The organism is Ruegeria sp. BHSA123, from assembly GCF_059613425.1.
Map to the genome: position 1 here is coordinate 1 of NZ_JBXWSL010000021.1, position 16,905 is coordinate 16,905.

Annotated in this window: 16 protein-coding genes; 3 read left to right on the forward strand and 13 right to left on the reverse strand. The window is 59.5% G+C overall.

Annotation, left to right across the window (positions count from 1 at the left end; genetic code table 11):
- From AC2FNC_RS12230 to AC2FNC_RS12250, 5 genes are all read right to left on the reverse strand, one after another.
- On the reverse strand, positions 1-1,731 hold a 1,731-nt coding region (locus tag AC2FNC_RS12230; protein ID WP_496715467.1), incomplete at its 3' end, for an AMP-binding protein.
- A 306-nt stretch (positions 1,732-2,037) separates the two neighbouring features.
- Positions 2,038-2,628 carry a hypothetical protein gene (locus AC2FNC_RS12235; protein ID WP_480826511.1) on the reverse strand — a complete coding sequence of 197 codons (591 nt, stop codon included), beginning with the start codon at positions 2,626-2,628 and terminating at the stop codon, positions 2,038-2,040.
- Between the two features lie 110 nt (positions 2,629-2,738).
- Positions 2,739-3,137 carry an 8-oxo-dGTP diphosphatase MutT gene (mutT, locus tag AC2FNC_RS12240; RefSeq protein ID WP_267363933.1) on the reverse strand — a complete coding sequence of 133 codons (399 nt, stop codon included), beginning with the start codon at positions 3,135-3,137 and terminating at the stop codon, positions 2,739-2,741.
- On the reverse strand, positions 3,134-4,360 hold the full coding sequence (gene argJ, locus AC2FNC_RS12245; protein ID WP_496715468.1) for a bifunctional glutamate N-acetyltransferase/amino-acid acetyltransferase ArgJ: 1,227 nt from the start codon (positions 4,358-4,360) through the stop codon (positions 3,134-3,136). The genes mutT and argJ overlap by 4 nt, the downstream gene beginning before the upstream one ends.
- A 5-nt stretch (positions 4,361-4,365) precedes the next feature.
- On the reverse strand, positions 4,366-5,214 hold the full coding sequence (locus AC2FNC_RS12250) for a peptidylprolyl isomerase (protein ID WP_267363935.1): 849 nt from the start codon (positions 5,212-5,214) through the stop codon (positions 4,366-4,368).
- 177 nt (positions 5,215-5,391) lie between these two features.
- Here AC2FNC_RS12250 and secA point away from each other — a divergent pair, with 177 nt between their 5' ends.
- The 3 genes from secA (at position 5,392) to AC2FNC_RS12265 (ending at position 10,708) form a co-directional block, all read left to right on the forward strand.
- The gene (gene secA / locus AC2FNC_RS12255; protein ID WP_480554334.1) at positions 5,392-8,109 is read left to right on the forward strand and encodes a preprotein translocase subunit SecA; all 2,718 of its coding nucleotides are present in this window, start codon (positions 5,392-5,394) and stop codon (positions 8,107-8,109) included.
- Positions 8,110-8,209: 100 nt separating this feature from the next.
- Positions 8,210-9,127, forward strand: coding sequence for a hypothetical protein (locus tag AC2FNC_RS12260; protein ID WP_496715470.1), 918 nt, complete (start codon positions 8,210-8,212; stop codon positions 9,125-9,127).
- Between the two features lie 24 nt (positions 9,128-9,151).
- Positions 9,152-10,708, forward strand: a complete 1,557-nt coding sequence (locus AC2FNC_RS12265; protein WP_496715471.1) for a phosphate ABC transporter substrate-binding/OmpA family protein — start codon at positions 9,152-9,154, stop codon at positions 10,706-10,708.
- A gap of 3 nt (positions 10,709-10,711) precedes the next feature.
- On the opposite strand, the gene radC is transcribed toward AC2FNC_RS12265, so the two are convergent.
- The 8 genes from radC to AC2FNC_RS12305 are packed head-to-tail and all read right to left on the reverse strand — an operon-like array spanning position 10,712 to position 16,903.
- Positions 10,712-11,467 (reverse strand): RadC family protein, encoded by a 756-nt coding sequence (gene radC / locus AC2FNC_RS12270; protein ID WP_209506928.1) that lies wholly within the window; start codon positions 11,465-11,467, stop codon positions 10,712-10,714.
- 35 nt (positions 11,468-11,502) lie between these two features.
- Positions 11,503-12,237 carry an ABC transporter permease gene (locus AC2FNC_RS12275; RefSeq protein ID WP_480518168.1) on the reverse strand — a complete coding sequence of 245 codons (735 nt, stop codon included), beginning with the start codon at positions 12,235-12,237 and terminating at the stop codon, positions 11,503-11,505.
- On the reverse strand, positions 12,234-12,962 hold the full coding sequence (locus AC2FNC_RS12280; RefSeq protein ID WP_480474350.1) for an ABC transporter ATP-binding protein: 729 nt from the start codon (positions 12,960-12,962) through the stop codon (positions 12,234-12,236). Before AC2FNC_RS12280 ends, AC2FNC_RS12275 begins: the two co-directional genes overlap by 4 nt.
- Entirely contained in the window at positions 12,959-13,633 is a 675-nt protein-coding gene (tenA, locus tag AC2FNC_RS12285; protein ID WP_480518170.1) for a thiaminase II, read from the reverse strand. Before tenA ends, AC2FNC_RS12280 begins: the two co-directional genes overlap by 4 nt.
- A complete protein-coding gene (locus tag AC2FNC_RS12290) occupies positions 13,630-14,565 on the reverse strand; it encodes an ABC transporter substrate-binding protein (protein ID WP_480474352.1) in 936 nt (311 codons plus the stop codon). The genes tenA and AC2FNC_RS12290 overlap by 4 nt, the downstream gene beginning before the upstream one ends.
- Positions 14,566-14,583: 18 nt before the next feature.
- Positions 14,584-15,549 carry a ThiF family adenylyltransferase gene (locus AC2FNC_RS12295; RefSeq protein ID WP_496715473.1) on the reverse strand — a complete coding sequence of 322 codons (966 nt, stop codon included), beginning with the start codon at positions 15,547-15,549 and terminating at the stop codon, positions 14,584-14,586.
- Entirely contained in the window at positions 15,546-16,142 is a 597-nt protein-coding gene (locus AC2FNC_RS12300; protein WP_480622651.1) for a thiamine phosphate synthase, read from the reverse strand. Before AC2FNC_RS12300 ends, AC2FNC_RS12295 begins: the two co-directional genes overlap by 4 nt.
- On the reverse strand, positions 16,139-16,903 hold the full coding sequence (locus AC2FNC_RS12305) for a thiazole synthase (protein ID WP_480474355.1): 765 nt from the start codon (positions 16,901-16,903) through the stop codon (positions 16,139-16,141). The genes AC2FNC_RS12300 and AC2FNC_RS12305 overlap by 4 nt, the downstream gene beginning before the upstream one ends.
- Positions 16,904-16,905 lie beyond the last annotated feature (2 nt).

Genomic DNA, 16,905 nt, shown 5'->3' on the forward strand with positions numbered 1-16,905 from the left:
CACAAAGCGATGCACCTGGCAACCGGACAGCATTTCATCAGCCGCTACCGATTTGTTGACCTCTTCCACATGCGCCTTGATCGTCTCTAACACACGCGGATGGCCCGCCAGTTCCTGATAGGACGCATAGGCCACGTTGTTGCGTTCCGCCCAGTTGCCGACCGCTGTCAGGTCAATATTGATGAAGGCCACACAGCGATCCTTGCCGTTTCCGAACAGAACGACCTCGAGAATATCGGGGTAGAACTTCAGCTTGTTCTCGACATATTTCGGCGCGAACATGGACCCGTCGGCCATTTTGCCCACGTCCTTGGCCCGGTCGATGATCCGCAGATGGCCCGAGCTTTCCTCGATGAACCCGGCATCACCCGTTGCCACCCAGCCTTCGGCATCTTTGGTTGATGCCGTGGAATCCGGGTTGTTGTAATATTCGACAAACACGCCGGGCGAGCGGTAGTGGATCTCGCCCTTGTCGTCGATCTTGATCTCAACATCCGGCGCGGGCACGCCAACCGTATCGGCCCGAACCTCACCATCCGGCTGTACGGTGATGAACACGGTTGCTTCGGTCTGACCGTAAAGCTGTTTCAGGTTAATGCCCAAAGATCGATAGAAATCAAAGATTTCCGGTCCGATCGCTTCACCCGCTGTATAGCCAACCCGGAACCGGCCATAGCCCAGCGTATCCTTGAGCGGCCCATAGACCAACAGGTTACCCAGCGCGTATTTCATCCGGTCGCCAAAGCCGACGGGTTTGCCATCCAGCAACTTGCCGCCCACCTTTTTGGCATGCGCCATGAAGTGATGGAACATGCGCTGTTTCAGCTTGCTCGCATCCTCCATCCGGATCATTACATTGGTCAGCTGGCTTTCAAACACGCGCGGCGGGGCGAAGAAATAGGTCGGCCCGATTTCGCGCAGATCGGTCATCATCGTGTCGGCGCTTTCCGGGCAGTTCACGCAGAACCCGCACCAATAGGCCTGACCGATGGAAAAGATGAAATCCCCAACCCATGCCATTGGTAGGTAGGAGAGGATATCTTCATCGCGGGTCAGATGGTCGAAGATCGCTGAATTCTTGGCGCTTTCGATCACGTTGCGGTTCGACAGAACCACCCCCTTGGGCTTGCCCGTTGTGCCCGAGGTATAAAGCATGACACAGGTGTCGTTATAGGTGATCTCAGAGATGCGCTTGTCCAGCTCTGCATCAAACCGCTGATGTCCTGCCTGACCTTCGGCCATGAGGTCTTCCAGCGCGTTCATCTGGCTGTGGTCGTATTTCCGCATCCCTCGCTTGTCGGTATAGAGGATGTGCTTGATCTGGTGCACTTTTTCCTGAATTTCGATGACCTTGTCGACCTGTTCCTGATCACCGCAGACGACGTATTTCGCGCCGCAATGCTCCATCACATAGGTCATCTCTTCGGCGACTGCGTCCTGATACAGAGGCACCGGAATTGCACCGACCATCTGTGCCGCGACCATGGTCCAGTAATGCGCTGGCCGGTTGCGTCCGACCACGGCAATGTGGTCACCGCGCTCAACGCCAATTTCAAGAAATCCAAGAGCGAGCGCGCGAATTTCCTTGGCCGCTTCAGCCCAGGTCCAGCATTGCCAGATCCCAAATTCTTTTTCCCGATAGGCCGGGGCATCCCCGAACTGGGTCGCGTTGCGGTGTAGAAGCGCCGGAAGGGAGTGCAACCCTTCGGCGCCCGACTGCGTCTGAGCCAATCTTTTTCTCCTCCCCATCCGGCCTCCTCTAAGCCGGAAATGGCGGATCCGGGAAAGCCCCCGGATGCCAGTGCCCCGATTTGGGACACCCGCACGATCAGCGTCAAGTTTTGCCTGATGTTTTCTCAATTCTTACGAATTGTAACAGGTGCAGAAGGGTGATGTTACGTTTTGTACAATATGTACAAATGCAGACTGTTACGAGGAACCCGTTCGTCCCACGCAATTACCGTACCAAACAGGTCCTGTGTGCAGCAGGGACGCCGGACCGGCAAACAGAATTCGACCTTCGGCAGGTTGGCGCGGTTACTGATACTTAGCTTTTAATGCTGCTTTTTTAAAACGACCAACAGATGTTGAGCGCAACGTGTACAGCAACCCCAAAAGTTTCGTGTTCAAGGGCATTGTCTTATCGCGGTAAACGAGACTTGCCTCATAGGGCTTGTTGGCGTCGCAAAGTTCAATGATTTCACCTGCGGCCAAAAGCATCTCTTCCATCAAGGCTTCGGCGGCTTCCGCCTTGCTTGCCTCATCCTCTGAAATTGTTTTGTCTCTTTGGGACTTTCGGCGGAAATCCACGATGGCAGCAGGCACGTATTCAGTGACCCGATTTCTGAATCGCGTCATGTCAGAGCCATTGGCCTGAGTGCCGTCCGATTTGGTGTAGGAGTTGTAATCACCGTATAGGGCCAGGATCGTGCTCGTCTGGTGAAACAAAAGATCTTGCCGTGCAAAATCGAGTTCGACGTAGCGGTCAATTCGGGCCTGTTCTTCGATCATGACCGTTATCGCAGTCTTCGCATCATCTGCTTTGGCACTATGAACCGCCAAAACAAATAAGGCCAAAATCAAAGCAATCCTGGACCCCCAAAGCTTTCCAACTCGACTTGCAATCATAACGAGGTACTCCTTCACCATTGAGAAAGCACTCGAACACTACCACAAATCGGCAAATAAATCCGCCAAGCCGAAATTCGGGCCGTTAGCGCCTGACGCCTTTTGAGCCCCTACAACCAATCCCGCAGGATCGGGATCAGGGGCACATCCGCGGCCGGCATGGGGTAATTGCGCAGGTCATTTGCGCGGACCCATTTCAGCGCCTGCCCCTCTTTCGACTGTGGGATGCCCTGCCATTTGCGGCAGGCGAACAGAGGCATCAGCAGGTGGAAATCATCATAGCTGTGGCTGGCGAAGGTCAGGGGGGCAAGGCACGAGGCCCAGGTGTCGATGCCCAGTTCCTCGTGCAATTCGCGGATCAGGGCGGCCTCGGGGGTTTCGCCGGGCTCGATCTTGCCGCCGGGAAACTCCCAAAGACCGGCCATGGATTTGCCCTCGGGGCGTTGGGCCAACAGCACCCGGCCCTCGATGTCGATCAGGGCGACAGCAGAGACCAACACGGTTTTCACGAGCGGTAATCCGCGTTGATCTCGATATATCCGTGCGTCAGATCGCAGGTCCAGACGGTGGAATTGCCTTCGCCCAGGCCCAGATCAACGGCGATGACCAGATCCTGACCTTTCATATAAGCGGCAGCTGTGTCTTCGCTGTAATCGGGGCTGACCCAGCCTTTTTCGGCCACAAGGATGTCGCCGAAGGAAATGCTCAGCAGGTCGCGGTCCGCCGCGGCACCGGATTTACCGATGGCCATGACGATACGACCCCAGTTCGGGTCTTCGCCCGCGATGGCGGTTTTGACCAGCGGAGAGTTGGCGATGGCAAGGCCGTGGATCTTGGCGTCAGCGTCTGTTGCGGCCCCTTTTACGCGGATTTCGACGAATTTCGTGGCACCTTCGCCATCGCGCACCACTTGCTGGGCCAGATCCAGCATCACGGCTTCCAGCGCCTCGGCGAAGGCCGCGTTGCCGGTGGCGTCCACACCCGAAGCGCCGGTGGCGCACAGCAGCAGGCTGTCCGAGGTGGATGTATCGCTGTCCACGGTGATGCTGTTGAACGTCCGGTCTGTCTGCGCGCCCAGCATCGCCTGCAACGCCGATTGTTCGACCTGCGCGTCGGTGAAGATATAGACCAGCATCGTCGCCATATCTGGCGCGATCATGCCCGAACCCTTTGCAATCCCCGCAATAGAGACTGTTTTGCCATCAATTTCGACCTGCGCAACGGCCCCTTTCGGGAAGGTGTCCGTGGTCATGATCGCGCGTGCGGCATCTTCGATCGCGTGACGGCTGAGACCCGCCTTCAGCGTTTCAAGCTTGGCAATGATGCGGTCATGAGCCAGCGGCTCACCAATCACGCCGGTGGAGGAGGTAAAGACCCGCTCGACCGGAACACCAGTCGCCTTCGAGACGGCCTGCGTTACTTCGGCCACCGAGGTCTGACCATAATGCCCGGTAAATGCATTGGCATTGCCCGAGTTCACCAGGATCGCCGCCGGGCCGTCACTGGGCCCGCCGATCTTGTCCTGACAATCCAGAACCGGTGCCGCCCGTGTGGCCGAACGGGTAAAGACCCCGGCCACAGATGTGCCCGGGTCCAGCACGGCCAGCATGACATCGGTGCGGCCCTGATATCGCACGCCCGCCGCGACGGTGGCGAACCGCACACCGTCAATTGCAGGCAAATCAGGGAAGGACGCTGGCGCCAGCGGCGAAACCTTGGTGATCTTGGCCACGGGGGTTACTCCTGAATCAGGTCCAGCTGGCGCAGGACTTCGGGTCCGGCACCTTCCAAAGCGGGGCGGTCGATCTGGGCCTGCTGTGTCAGTTCATCGATGCGCGCCTGAATGGCGTCCTGCTGAACGGTTTGTGCAAGCTCTTCGCGCACGGCGTCCAGCGCGGGCGCTTCGGTTTTGCGCTTGTCGTTCAGCTTGACCACATGCCAGCCGAACTGCGTCTGAACCGGGTCGGACACCTGCCCTTTTTCGAGCGCGACCACGGCTGTTTCGAATTCCGGTACCATCTGGCCCTTGCCGAACCAGCCCAGCGCGCCGCCATTGGGGCCGGACGGACCGGTGGAGTGCTCGCGCGCGAGTTCGGCGAAATCGGCGCCGTCATCAAGCTGCGCCTTGAGGTCGTTGGCCTGTTCTTCGGTCTCGACCAGAATGTGGCTGGCATCGAATTCGTCCTCACCCGCGAAATCGTTGTACTGCGCGTCGTAGGCTGCCTGAATGGCCTCGTCCGTGACAACGGTATCGGTCAGGGCTGTGACGGTCTGAACCGCCAGAAGTGAGCGTTCTTCATTTTTCAGCCGCAGCGTGTTCAGTTTGTTCAGCCCATCCTGCTGTTGCCCCAGCAATTGCTGCTGGATCAGCTGTTCCAGCACGAAGTCGAACAATACGTCATCTTCGGCCTGCTGGTATTGCGGCGGCAGGGCGGCAACGGTAGCGATCACGTGACCCAAAGTGATCTCATCTCCGTTCACACGCGCCACCACGGTGGATGCATCCGGCTGGGTTTCGGCGGCCAGCGGCAAGGCCATCATGGCGGTCAGAGCCAGCGATGGCAGAAAAGTGAGGCCTTTGGGCATTGAATCATCCTATTTCCTTGCCGCGGCAGGGCGCAGCGTTGACACTCTGGAACCTGCCGCTTACATCGCTTTGAAGCCTTGGACAGGGCCGCCTTTCACCCCCCGTATCTATGGGTTGCGCGCAAGGTGGGCAAGCCTGTCAAAAACCAAGACAAGAACAGATCCGCTGGAGTGAACATGCTGGGACTCGGAACGCTCGCCAAAAAGGTGTTCGGAACACCGAACGACCGCAAGATCAAGGCGACCCGCCCCCTGATCGAAAAGATCAACGCGCTGGAACCCGAGTTCGAGAAGCTGTCCGATCAGGACCTGATCGACAAGACAGAAGACCTGCGCAAACGCGCGCTGGATGGCGAAAGCCTTGACGATCTGCTGCCCGAAGCCTTTGCCAACGTGCGCGAAGGTGCCCGCCGCGCGCTGGGACTGCGCGCCTTTGACGTACAGCTGATGGGCGGTGTGTTCCTGCATCAGGGCAACATCTCGGAAATGAAGACGGGTGAGGGCAAGACACTGGTCGCGACCTTCCCGGCGTATCTGAACGCGCTGACCGGCAAGGGCGTGCATGTGGTCACGGTGAACGAATACCTGGCCAAGCGCGACGCGGAATGGATGGGCAAGGTGTTTGCTGCCGTGGGCATGACCACCGGCGTGATCTGGTCGGGCCAGCCCGATGCAGAGAAACTGGCCGCCTATAAATGCGACATCACCTATGCCACCAACAACGAGCTGGGTTTTGACTATCTGCGCGACAATATGAAGGCCGATCTGGAGCAGGTTTACCAGAAGCACCACAATTTCGCGATTGTGGACGAGGTCGATTCGATCCTGATCGACGAGGCGCGGACGCCGCTGATCATCTCGGGCCCGGCACAGGACCGCTCGAACCTGTATACCGCCATCGATGCGCTGATCCCGAGCCTGACCGACGAACACTACACGTTGGACGAAAAGGCCCGCAACGTGACCTTCACGGATGAGGGCAACGAGTTTCTGGAGCAGCAGCTGTTGGCTGCCGGTTTGATTCCCGAAGGCCATTCGCTGTATGACCCGGAAAGCACGACCGTTGTGCATCACGTGAATCAGGGTCTGCGCGCGCACAAGCTGTTCCAGCGCGACAAGGATTACATCGTGCGCGACGGCAATGTCGTTCTGATCGACGAGTTTACCGGCCGCATGATGCCGGGCCGCCGCCTGTCCGAGGGTCTGCACCAGGCCATCGAAGCCAAGGAAAACGTGCAGATTCAACCCGAGAACGTGACGCTGGCCAGCGTGACCTTCCAGAACTATTTCCGCCTTTACGAAAAGCTGGGCGGCATGACCGGGACCGCCCTGACCGAGGCCGAGGAATTTGCCGAGATTTACGGCCTGGGCGTGGTCGAGGTTCCGACCAACAAGCCGATTGCCCGTGTGGACGAGGACGATCAGGTCTATCGCACCGCCATGGAAAAATACGGCGCGATGATCGAAGAAACCAAGAAGGCGCAGGAAACGGGCCAGCCGGTCCTGCTGGGCACGACCTCGATCGAGAAATCGGAACTGCTGAGCCAGATGCTAACCAAGGAAGGCATCGCGCATAATGTTCTGAACGCCCGCCAGCACGAGCAGGAGGCGCAGATCGTTGCCGATGCCGGCCGTCTGGGCGCGGTGACCATCGCCACCAACATGGCCGGTCGCGGTACAGACATTCAGCTGGGCGGCAATGTCGAAATGAAGGTGCTGCAAGCGATGGCGGACAACCCCGAGGCTGATCCGTCAGACCTGCGTGCCGCAGAAGAAGCACGCCACGCGGAAGAAAAAGAAAAGGTTCTGGCCGCAGGAGGCCTTTATGTGATGGCGTCCGAACGCCACGAAAGTCGCCGCATCGACAACCAGCTGCGCGGCCGTTCGGGCCGTCAGGGCGATCCGGGCCGTACCGTGTTCTACCTGAGCCTTGAAGACGACCTGATGCGCATCTTTGGCTCGGAACGGCTGGACAAGGTGCTGACCACGCTGGGCATGAAAGAAGGCGAGGCAATCATTCACCCCTGGGTGAACAAGTCGCTGGAACGCGCGCAGTCCAAGGTCGAGGGCCGCAACTTCGACATGCGCAAGAACGTTCTGAAATTCGACGACGTGATGAACGATCAGCGCAAGGTGATCTTTAGCCAGCGCCGCGAAATCATGTCGGCCAATGACCTGTCCGAGATCGTCTCGGATATGCGCGAGCAGGTGATTGACGATCTCATTGACGAATACATGCCGCCGAAATCCTATGCGGATCAGTGGGATACCGACGGTCTGCATGCGGCGATCAAGGACAAGCTGACCATCGACGCCCCGGTTCAGGACTGGGCTGCCGAAGAAGGCGTGGATGATGAGCAAGTGCGGGAGCGCTTGGTTAAGGCCGCAGATGAGATGATGGCCCAGAAGGCGGTTGCCTTTGGTCCCGAAAACATGCGCAACATCGAAAAGCAGGTGCTGTTGCAGACCATCGATGCCAAATGGCGCGAGCATCTGCTGACGCTGGAACACTTGCGCTCGGTCGTGGGTTTCCGCGGCTATGCCCAGCGCGATCCGCTGAACGAATACAAAAACGAAAGCTTCCAGCTGTTCGAAACCATGCTGGACGGTTTGCGGGAAACCGTGACACAGCAATTGTCGCGCGTGCGGCCACTGACCGAAGAAGAGCAGAAGGAAATGCTGGCGCAGATGGCGGCGCAACAGGCGCAGGCACAACAGGCCGTGGACAAAGCCGCAAGCCAAGCCGAGGCCAAGGCCGAAGCGGCGGCGTCAGGCGATGCCCTGCCGGGGTTTGATGAGGGCGATCCGTCAACCTGGGGTAACCCGTCGCGAAACGACCTGTGCCCCTGCGGATCCGGAAAGAAGTTCAAACACTGCCACGGCAGATTGACCTAACGTTAACACCCTTTCATCACAATGAGTCCGTCTCGCGGCCACAAATTGGCCGCGATTGGTGGCGAGAGTGCAAGCTGCTCCTTCAACTGGGGAGGGTGTCTTGTTTGTAGTTCGCAACTACGTAACCATGTGCGGAACGGTCGCTTGTGCCTTGGGCATAGGCTATCTGATGCAGAACGGACCGGCTGCGCAGCAGAACCGCGCGCAGGGCGGTGTTGATGTGGCCTCCGTTGCCGATCAGTCTTCGATTGTGTCGGGGCTGGACGGTATCGTGCTGACGTCGGCTACAGTATCAGATGCCGATCCGGTCAATGTCACACCGGCACCCCGCGCTGTACCCGCTGTCCCCAGAACATCGAGTTGCAGGATCAGCGCGCACGCGACCGCAGCGCCCGGTGCCTTGGCGCACCTGTCGCTGAAAGCGCCGTGCCACAAGAATGAGCAGATTGAAATTCACCATAGCGGCCTCACTGTTAGCCAGATGACTGACGCCAGCGGCGCGCTGGATATGGCGATCCCGGCCCTTTCGGAATATGCGATTTTCCTGTTTTCCTTCGAAGATGAAACAGGCACCGTCGCCACCACTCACGTCCCCGAAATCGCCGGTTTTGATCGTGTTGTCCTGCAATGGCAGGGTGATACCGAGTTGCAGATTCACGCGCTGGAATTTGGCGCCAGCTATAGCGCGGATGGCCATGTCTGGGATGACGCATCTGCCGAAGGCGCCGGTAAGGTTATGCGCTTGGGTCAATCCGATTCCGGGATTACTCAGAATATCGAAGTGTATTCTTTCCCGGCCAGCACTTCGGATCAGTCGGGCACGATTGACCTGACCGTCGAGGCCGAAGTGACCGATGCAAACTGCGGCCACACGCTGAACGTGCAGTCGCTGGAGCTGTTGTCGGACCGCCGCCTGCGGTCGCGCGACATGTCCGTGACCTTGCCGGATTGTTCGCGCTCGGGCGAGTTTCTGGTGTTGAATAATCTGCTCTCAGACCTGACAATCGCGGCAAAGTAATCCGCAGGCAGGCTTGAACCTCTTATGACATTTTTCCGTGTGGCGGTGGCTGCGCTGTTTTCCGTGGCGGTGGCGACCGGTGCTTTTGGGCAGGACATCACGTTGACCTCGCATGATGGCAAGGTCGAAGTGACAGGCAATCTGCTGAGCTTTGACGGTGAGTTTTATCGCGTCGATACGCAATTCGGGACGTTGACCGTGGATGGTTCCGGCGTCACATGCGAGGGACCCGCCTGCCCCAACCTGATCGATTTCGTCGCCGAAGTGCAGTTTTCCGGATCATCGGTGATGGCCGAAACGGTGCTGCCCGCCCTGATCATCGGCTTTGCCCGTCAGGAAGACCTGACCGCGACCCCCGCCCGCGTGGATGAGGACACCTTTATTTACGAGTTGCATCAGGCAGGCCGGTCGGCGCCGCTTGCGCGGTTTTTCTTTGACGTGGGCACCACGGATCGCGGGTTCAGCGACCTGATCGCAGACCGGGCGGATATCGTGATGGCCCTGCGCGAGATGCGCGAGGCCGAGCGGGAGGCTGCCGAAGCTGCGGGGTTGGGTGATCTGAAACGCTCGCGGCGATCACGGGTCATTGCACTGGATGCCATGGTCCCGGTCGTGGCCCCCGACAGCGTGATGCGACAGGTTTCGCTGGCGGATCTGGCCCGCATTCTGTCCGGCGAGGTCAGCAACTGGGCGCAGCTGGGTGGGCCGGATGCCCCTATTGCACTGCATGTGCCAGAGGCCGGGTCGGGTCTGGCGCAGGCGGTCGAGGATCAGGTTCTGAAAACCGCCGGTGTGGTGCTGACCGATACGGCGATCCGCCACAATCGCATACATGACCTGACCGCGGCTGTGGCAAAGGATCCGTTTTCCATCGGTATCGCCAGCAAGGCATCGGCCCATGGCACCCGCGCTGTGCCTTTGACAGGCGGGTGCGGGCATCCTCTGGCCGCGACCCGCCAGTCAATCAAGACCGAAGATTACCCGCTGAATATGCCCATGTTCCTGTATCTGCCGGAACGCCGCCTGCCCCGGATTGCGCGACAGTTTCTGGCCTATAGCCAAAGCCCCGAGGCACAGGTGGCGATACGTGACGCAGGATATGTGGATCAATCTGCTGAAACCCTGCCGGTTGGCGTGCAGGGGGACCGGCTTGCCAATGCGGTCGTCACCGGCGGAACTGAGGTCGGACTGGAGGAGTTGCAGCGCATGATCGAAACCTTGCGCCCGCTGTCGCGCCTGTCCCTGTCGGTCCGGTTCGAACCCGGATCGTCCCGCCCGGACGCGCAGTCGCGCGCCAATATTCAGCAACTGGCGCAAATGCTGGACGCGGGTACGTTGCAGGCGCGCAAGGTGGTGTTTGCAGGCTTCAGCGATGGGGACGGGGGTGCCGTTTCAAATGCCCGCATCGCCCTACGGCGCGCGCAAACCGTGCGAAACGCGGTTATCGCCGCGCTTGAAGCCCCGATCCCTGATAGTATCACGGTCACCGCCGAAGGATTTGGTGAAGCGATGCCCATGGCCTGCGATGACACCGAATGGGGCCGCAAGGTCAACCGGCGGGTCGAGATTTGGGTGCAGTAGCCGCTAGAGATACCCTTCGGAACGAAAGCTGAGCTCGGTCGATTTGCCGATGATCAGGTGGTCATGCAGGGTCAGCCCCAGGGCGGAGCAGGCATCCTGAATGCGGTTGGTCATGTCGATATCTGACTGTGACGGCGTTGGGTCGCCCGAAGGATGGTTGTGCACCAATATCAGGGCCGAGGCATTCAGTTCCAACGCCCGTTTCGCCACTTCGCGCGGATAGACCGGCACGTGATCCACGGTGCCTTTGGCCTGTTCCTCATCCGCGATCAGGACGTTCTTGCGATCCAGATAGAAAACGCGAAATTGCTCGGTCTCGCGATGCGCCATTGTCGTGTGGCAATAATCCAGCAGCGCGTCCCAGCTGGATATTACGTGTCGTTGCATCACCCGCGCCCGTGCCATCCGATGCGCGCAGGCTTCGAGGATTTTCAGATCGGTGATGACCGTATCACCAACGCCCTTGATCTGCCGCAGCCGTTCTTCGGGTGCTGTCAACACACGGTTGAAATCGCCAAAGGCATTCATCAATGCCCGCGCCAATGGTTTCACATCCTGCCGAGGGATGGACCGGAACAAAACCAGCTCCAGCAACTCATAATCCGGGATCGCTGCGGATCCGCCCGCCATGAACCGTTCGCGCAGCCGCTTGCGATGGTCTTTGATGTAGGAGGGTAACCGACCATTCGGCAGCGGCTGCGCTGGCGCTTCGTCCGTATCAAACAGCATGGGGGCTTCGGCAAAGGCGTCCTGTGTCATGCGTTTACCCTGACGCAGAATCACTTTCCGAAAGGTTAATGAGCCTCTCCTGCCATACGCGCGGTGGCGCGGCGGACAATCATGTGCAGAAGGATCGAAAATACGCCCAGAGTCAGCATCGCCGCAAACATCAGGTCCGTCTTGGCACGGCCATTGGCCAGCAGCATCAGATATCCCAGACCTTGCGATGAACCGACCCATTCACCGATCACGGCACCGATCGGCGCATACACCGCCGCCAGCCGCATCCCCGAGGCCAGAGACGGCAACGCCGCAGGGATACGGATGTGCCACAACACAGTGCGCTTGCTGGCCTGCATCGTGCGTGCAAGGTCCAGATACCCCTGCGGTGTCCGCATCAAACCGTCAAAAAAGGACGACGTGATCGGGAAATAGATGATCAGGACCGCCATCGCGACCTTGGACAACAGGCCATAACCCAGCCACAGGGTCAGCAACGGGGCCAGTGCAAAGACCGGCAGGGCCTGCGTGAACACCAGCATTGGCTGCACCAAAACTCGTGCGACGCGGGAATTGGCCAGCTGCAATGCAGTGACAACGCCAAGCAGCGTGCCGCAGGCAAGGCCGATAATGACCTCAATGGCTGTGATCCAGGTGTGTTCGGCAATCAGCCAGCGGTTCTGCCACCAGGTCTCGGCAACCACCACGGGGCCGGGCAGGATGAACTTTGGCAATCCGGTCAGGGTCACGATCCCCTGCCAGATGGCAATGGCAAACAGGGTTGCTGCCAGAACAGAGAGGGACTTCATACCCCGCCCTCCCGCAGCAGCCGCAAAAGCGCGCCTTGTGTTTCCAGCGTCTGCAGATCGTCCACGCTGCGCGGGGCTGGAGCAACCGGCGGATCGCACGGCGTCAGCCCGTGCTGTGTCATGACGACGATGGATTGCCCCAGACGCGCGGCCTCGCCCGGATCGTGGGTTACCAGAAGGACAGTGCGGCCCCGCAGCGCCTCGGCGGCCAGATCCTGCATATCGGCACGGGTTCGGGCATCAAGGGCTGAAAAGGGTTCATCCAGCAACACAATCGGCCGGTCTTCCATCAAGGTGCGGGCCAGTGCCACGCGCTGACGCTGCCCGCCCGAAAGCTCGGGCGGTTTCTTGGTCATATGGTCCTGCAAGCGCATCCGTTCGATCAGGCGGTCGCGCCGGTCAAGGTCAACTTTCTCGCCCCGCAGCCGCGCGCCCAGTGAGACGTTTTGCGCAACACTCGCCCAAGGCAGCAACAGGTCGTCCTGCGCCATATAAGCAACCCGGTCTGAAACCGACTGGCCATCGCTGGCGGTGATCCGGCCCGTGAATTCAGCCCCGGTTTCCAGCCCGGCAATCAGCCGCAAAACCGTGGTTTTGCCAACACCCGATCCACCCAGCAGACAGGTCCACGCCCCTGCGTCAAGCGTCAGGGTCAGCGGCGCGAACAGAGTCGCGCCATCGATCATGGCTGTGCCGCTGATGGTCAGATCGGGCGCCGGGGTCATGGGGTCAGACCCATCTGCCAGAAATTGACTTCCAACTCCGTGGCCGTGCGGAACGTCCTGCACAGACGATCCCAGCGAGGCGACGTTTGGAAATCCGCCCCAATCCGCCTTGTTAGAGCCGAATCCAGCAATTCGCCCACGGCGGTGCAGGCGCTCTGGTAGCCCTCGTCCGCGTAGGTATCGATCCAGCCACGGTAGGTCGTTGATGTTGCCTCCTCAGCCAGGCGGGTGCCTATCTCACCATATCCCATGACGCAGGGTGCAAGTGCTGCCAGAAGATCCAGCAGATCACCGCTATAGCCCGCCTCGAGAACAAAGCGGGTATAGGCCAGATTCTCGGGCCGTTCCGGCGTTGCAAACAGATCGGACTGCGAAATGCCTTCTGCTTCGCAAATACCGATATGCAGCTTCATCTCTTCGCTGATCAGGCCGTTCACGGTACGCGACGCTGCCAGCATTTCAGCATGTGTTTCCGATTTCACCACGGCCAGCGCCCAGGCGCGCGCAAAATGGATCAGGAACACGTAATCCTGACGCAGATAGTGCAGGAACGCCGGGCGTGGCAGGGTGCCGTCTTTCAGGGCTTCGACAAAAGCGTGGCGGGTGTAATCCCGCCACGGCCCCTGCGCCGCATCGCGCATCAGCGCAAAGGCTTTGCCATAATCGCTCATTGCGCGGTTACGTCGATGGCAATGTCACTGACGGGCAGGACGGTGTCGATCATGCCGCTGTCGTTCAGGAATGCCTCGAACCGGGCATAACGGCCAGCGTCAAACCCGGCGGGACGCAGGGCAAAGCGCGGCAGCGTGTCGACCCATGCGCGCGCATTCAGCTCGTCCTGCAGTTCGGGTGAAGTGGCTGAGAAGACCTCCCAGCTTTTTTCGGGGTTGTTGACGATGTACTGAGTCGCTTTTTCGGTCGCGGCCAGGAAACGGGCGATCTTGTCTTTGTCCATCGTATCAGGGTTGGCGACATAGATCAGTTCGTCATAAGACGGCACGCCTTCTTCCTCGATATAGAAACAGGTGCCGGGGCGGCCTTCGATATCCATCTGGTTCAGCTCGAAGTTGCGATAGGCGCCAATCACCGCATCCACCTGACCGGTCATCAGCGAGGGTGAGAGCGAGAAATTCACGTTGATCATCTCAACATCATCCAGCGCGACGTCGTATTTGCCAAGCACGGTGCTGAGGATGGCCTCTTCCACACCGGCGACGGAAAAGCCGATTTTCTTGCCTTTGAGGTCAGCGGGCGATTTGATCGGCCCGTCTTTCAGAACCAGCAGGCAGTTCAGGGGCGTCGCGACGAGCGTGCCGACCCGTTTCAGTGGCAGCCCTTCGTGGATCTGCAAATGCAGTTGCGGTTGATAGGATACCGCCAGATCCGCCTGACCGGCAGCCACCAGACGCGGCGGTGCGGATGGGTCGGCGGGGGCAACGACTTCGACCTGCAACCCCTGTTCGGCGAAATAGCCGTTTTCCTGCGCCACGATGATGGGCCCGTGGTCAGGGTTGATAAACCAGTCCAGAAGGACGGTCATTTTGTCTTCGGCCCAGGCTGGCGCGGCGGCCAGAAGGGCAAGGGCTGTCATCAGCTTTTTCATATCACACGTTTCCTTTTCTCAGGAGGCTGAGGCCGCGACGAGCACAATCTCGCCCGGCCAAATCGGTTGGATTTTCTCGGCAGCGCGCCATGCGCGCAGCCCGGTGGCACAGCAAAGGGCGAGGCGTTGCCCCTTGTTTGGGTCTATTTTTTGTATTTCTTCGGGTGAAATGCGCGTTGCATTCGGGTGAGCCGGAACCGGAGCTTCGTTCGGGTCACGCAGTTCGATAATCTGGTCTGTCTCCCTCAACTGACTGGCGGAGAGAAAGCGGAAACAGCTTGACGGTTCCGGCGCGTCATCAAAACGAAACCCGGTGCTGCGCAGGGTTCGCGCATCATATTGCACCATCTGCCCTAGGGGTGATGGGTCAAGCCGCAAGATCAGGCTCAGCGCCATCTGCGCCTGAATGGACCCGATCACACCGACAACGGGACCCAGAACACCCGCCGTGGCGCAGCTTGCGCCACTTTCCGGTGCGTCGGGGAAAACGGCACGCAGAGAAGGCGCACCGCCGCAAAAGCCGCCCACATATCCTGAAAGCCCCAGCACCGAGGCGCTGATCAGTGGCTTGCCTTGTGCCAGACAAGTATCCGACAGCATATAACTGACCGCATAGCTGTCGGCACAATCCAGGATAATATCCGCCTGCGACACCAGATTGGGCGCATTTTCCCCTGTTAGAGCCTGTTTCTTGGCAATCACATCGATTTCGGCATTCAACGCACGGCATCGGTCAGCGGCGCGTTCAGCCTTTGACTGCCCGCAATCTTCTTCTGAAAACAACGTTTGGCGATGCAGATTCGACAGATCAATGATATCACCATCTACAATCGTGATATGCCCCACTCCGGCTCCGGCCAATAGCGGCAGAAGCGGCGCGGCCAGACCACCTGCGCCGACCACCAAAACACGGGCCGCAGTCAGGCGGCCCTGTCCTTCGATCCCAACCTCGGGCAGCAGCGTTTGGCGGACATACCGGCTCATCTCCTGACCTCGATCCAAGCACGCACCCGCGCTTCGGGGTCGGTGTTCAGCGTGATGTCCGTGACGGCCGAGACAATGTCGGCCCCCGCTGCCAGCACCCCTGCTGCGCGCTCGACGCTCATGCCGCCAATACCGACCAGAGGAATGTCCCCAACCCGCGCCTTCCATTCGGTCACGCGGGGCAGGCCCTGCTGATGCCATTTCATCTTTTTCAGGATGGTCGGATAGACCGGGCCCAGCGCCACGTAATCAGGATCCATGGCCAGAACCCGCTCAAGCTCATCATCGTCATGAGTGGAAACACCCAGCTTTAGACCCGCTTTTCGGATGGATTTCAGGTCTGCGTCATCCAGATCCTCTTGCCCCAGATGAACCCAGTCACAACCCAGATCGATGGCCTGCTGCCAGTAATCGTTGATCACCAGAACCGCCCCATAGTCGCGGCACAGATCGCGCGAGGTGGCAATCTGATCGCGCACCACCTCATCCGGCTGATCCTTGATACGCAACTGCACCAGTTTGACACCCAGGGGCAGCATCCGCCGCAGCCAATCCGCGTGATCAAAGATCGGATAGAAACGGTCCAGCGTCATGACAGGAAGGCCTTTCCAACAACAGGGGTCGAAGGCTCGGCCATATCACGCGCCTCGATTGGGTCTGCCTGATGGGCCAGTTGTCCGGCATGGATTGCCTGCGCCATCGCCTTGGCCATCAGAACGGGATCACCGGCACGGGCCACAGCTGTGTTCAGCAGAACGGCATCATAGCCCAGTTCCATCGCGTGGGCCGCGTGGCTGGGCAGGCCGATCCCCGCATCCACCACCAGCGGCGTGTCGGGGAACTCGGCCCGCATCGACCGCAGGGCGTATTCGTTGTTCAGCCCACGCCCAGACCCGATAGGCGCGCCCCACGGCATCAGCACTTCGCACCCCGCTTCCAGCAGGCGTTCGCCCACGATCAGATCATCGGTGGTGTAGGGAAACACCTCAAACCCGTCTTCGGTCAGGATTCGCGCAGCCTCGACCAGCTGGAACACATCCGGCTGCAAACTGTCGGTGTGGCCAATCAGTTCCAGCTTGATCCATTTGGTGTCAAACACTTCGCGCGCCATATGGGCTGTGGTCACCGCCTCTTTCACCGTATGACAGCCAGCCGTATTTGGCAGGATCAGAACACCCAGCTCACGGATCATCTGCCAGAATGTCTGCCCCGCGCCGGATTCCCGCCGCAGCGATACCGTTGCAACCGCCGCACCGCTTTCGCGAAAGGCCTGTTCCAGAATGGCGGGGCTGGGATATTGGGCGGTGCCCAGCATCAGCGGGTTCGGCAACTCGATGCCGTAGAACGTTCTCATCC

What these genes read in the sequence shown, in the direction of transcription:
- AC2FNC_RS12235 (WP_480826511.1), bottom strand. Translation starts at nt 2,628, where the DNA reads ATGATTGCAAGTCGAGTTGGAAAGCTTTGGGGGTCCAGGATTGCTTTG.
- AC2FNC_RS12250 (WP_267363935.1), bottom strand. Translation starts at nt 5,214, where the DNA reads ATGCCCAAAGGCCTCACTTTTCTGCCATCGCTGGCTCTGACCGCCATG.
- secA (WP_480554334.1), top strand. Translation starts at nt 5,392, where the DNA reads ATGCTGGGACTCGGAACGCTCGCCAAAAAGGTGTTCGGAACACCGAAC.
- AC2FNC_RS12265 (WP_496715471.1), top strand. Translation starts at nt 9,152, where the DNA reads ATGACATTTTTCCGTGTGGCGGTGGCTGCGCTGTTTTCCGTGGCGGTG.
- radC (WP_209506928.1), bottom strand. Translation starts at nt 11,467, where the DNA reads ATGACACAGGACGCCTTTGCCGAAGCCCCCATGCTGTTTGATACGGAC.
- AC2FNC_RS12275 (WP_480518168.1), bottom strand. Translation starts at nt 12,237, where the DNA reads ATGAAGTCCCTCTCTGTTCTGGCAGCAACCCTGTTTGCCATTGCCATC.
- AC2FNC_RS12280 (WP_480474350.1), bottom strand. Translation starts at nt 12,962, where the DNA reads ATGACCCCGGCGCCCGATCTGACCATCAGCGGCACAGCCATGATCGAT.
- tenA (WP_480518170.1), bottom strand. Translation starts at nt 13,633, where the DNA reads ATGAGCGATTATGGCAAAGCCTTTGCGCTGATGCGCGATGCGGCGCAG.
- AC2FNC_RS12290 (WP_480474352.1), bottom strand. Translation starts at nt 14,565, where the DNA reads ATGAAAAAGCTGATGACAGCCCTTGCCCTTCTGGCCGCCGCGCCAGCC.
- AC2FNC_RS12295 (WP_496715473.1), bottom strand. Translation starts at nt 15,549, where the DNA reads ATGAGCCGGTATGTCCGCCAAACGCTGCTGCCCGAGGTTGGGATCGAA.
- AC2FNC_RS12300 (WP_480622651.1), bottom strand. Translation starts at nt 16,142, where the DNA reads ATGACGCTGGACCGTTTCTATCCGATCTTTGATCACGCGGATTGGCTG.
- AC2FNC_RS12305 (WP_480474355.1), bottom strand. Translation starts at nt 16,903, where the DNA reads ATGAGAACGTTCTACGGCATCGAGTTGCCGAACCCGCTGATGCTGGGC.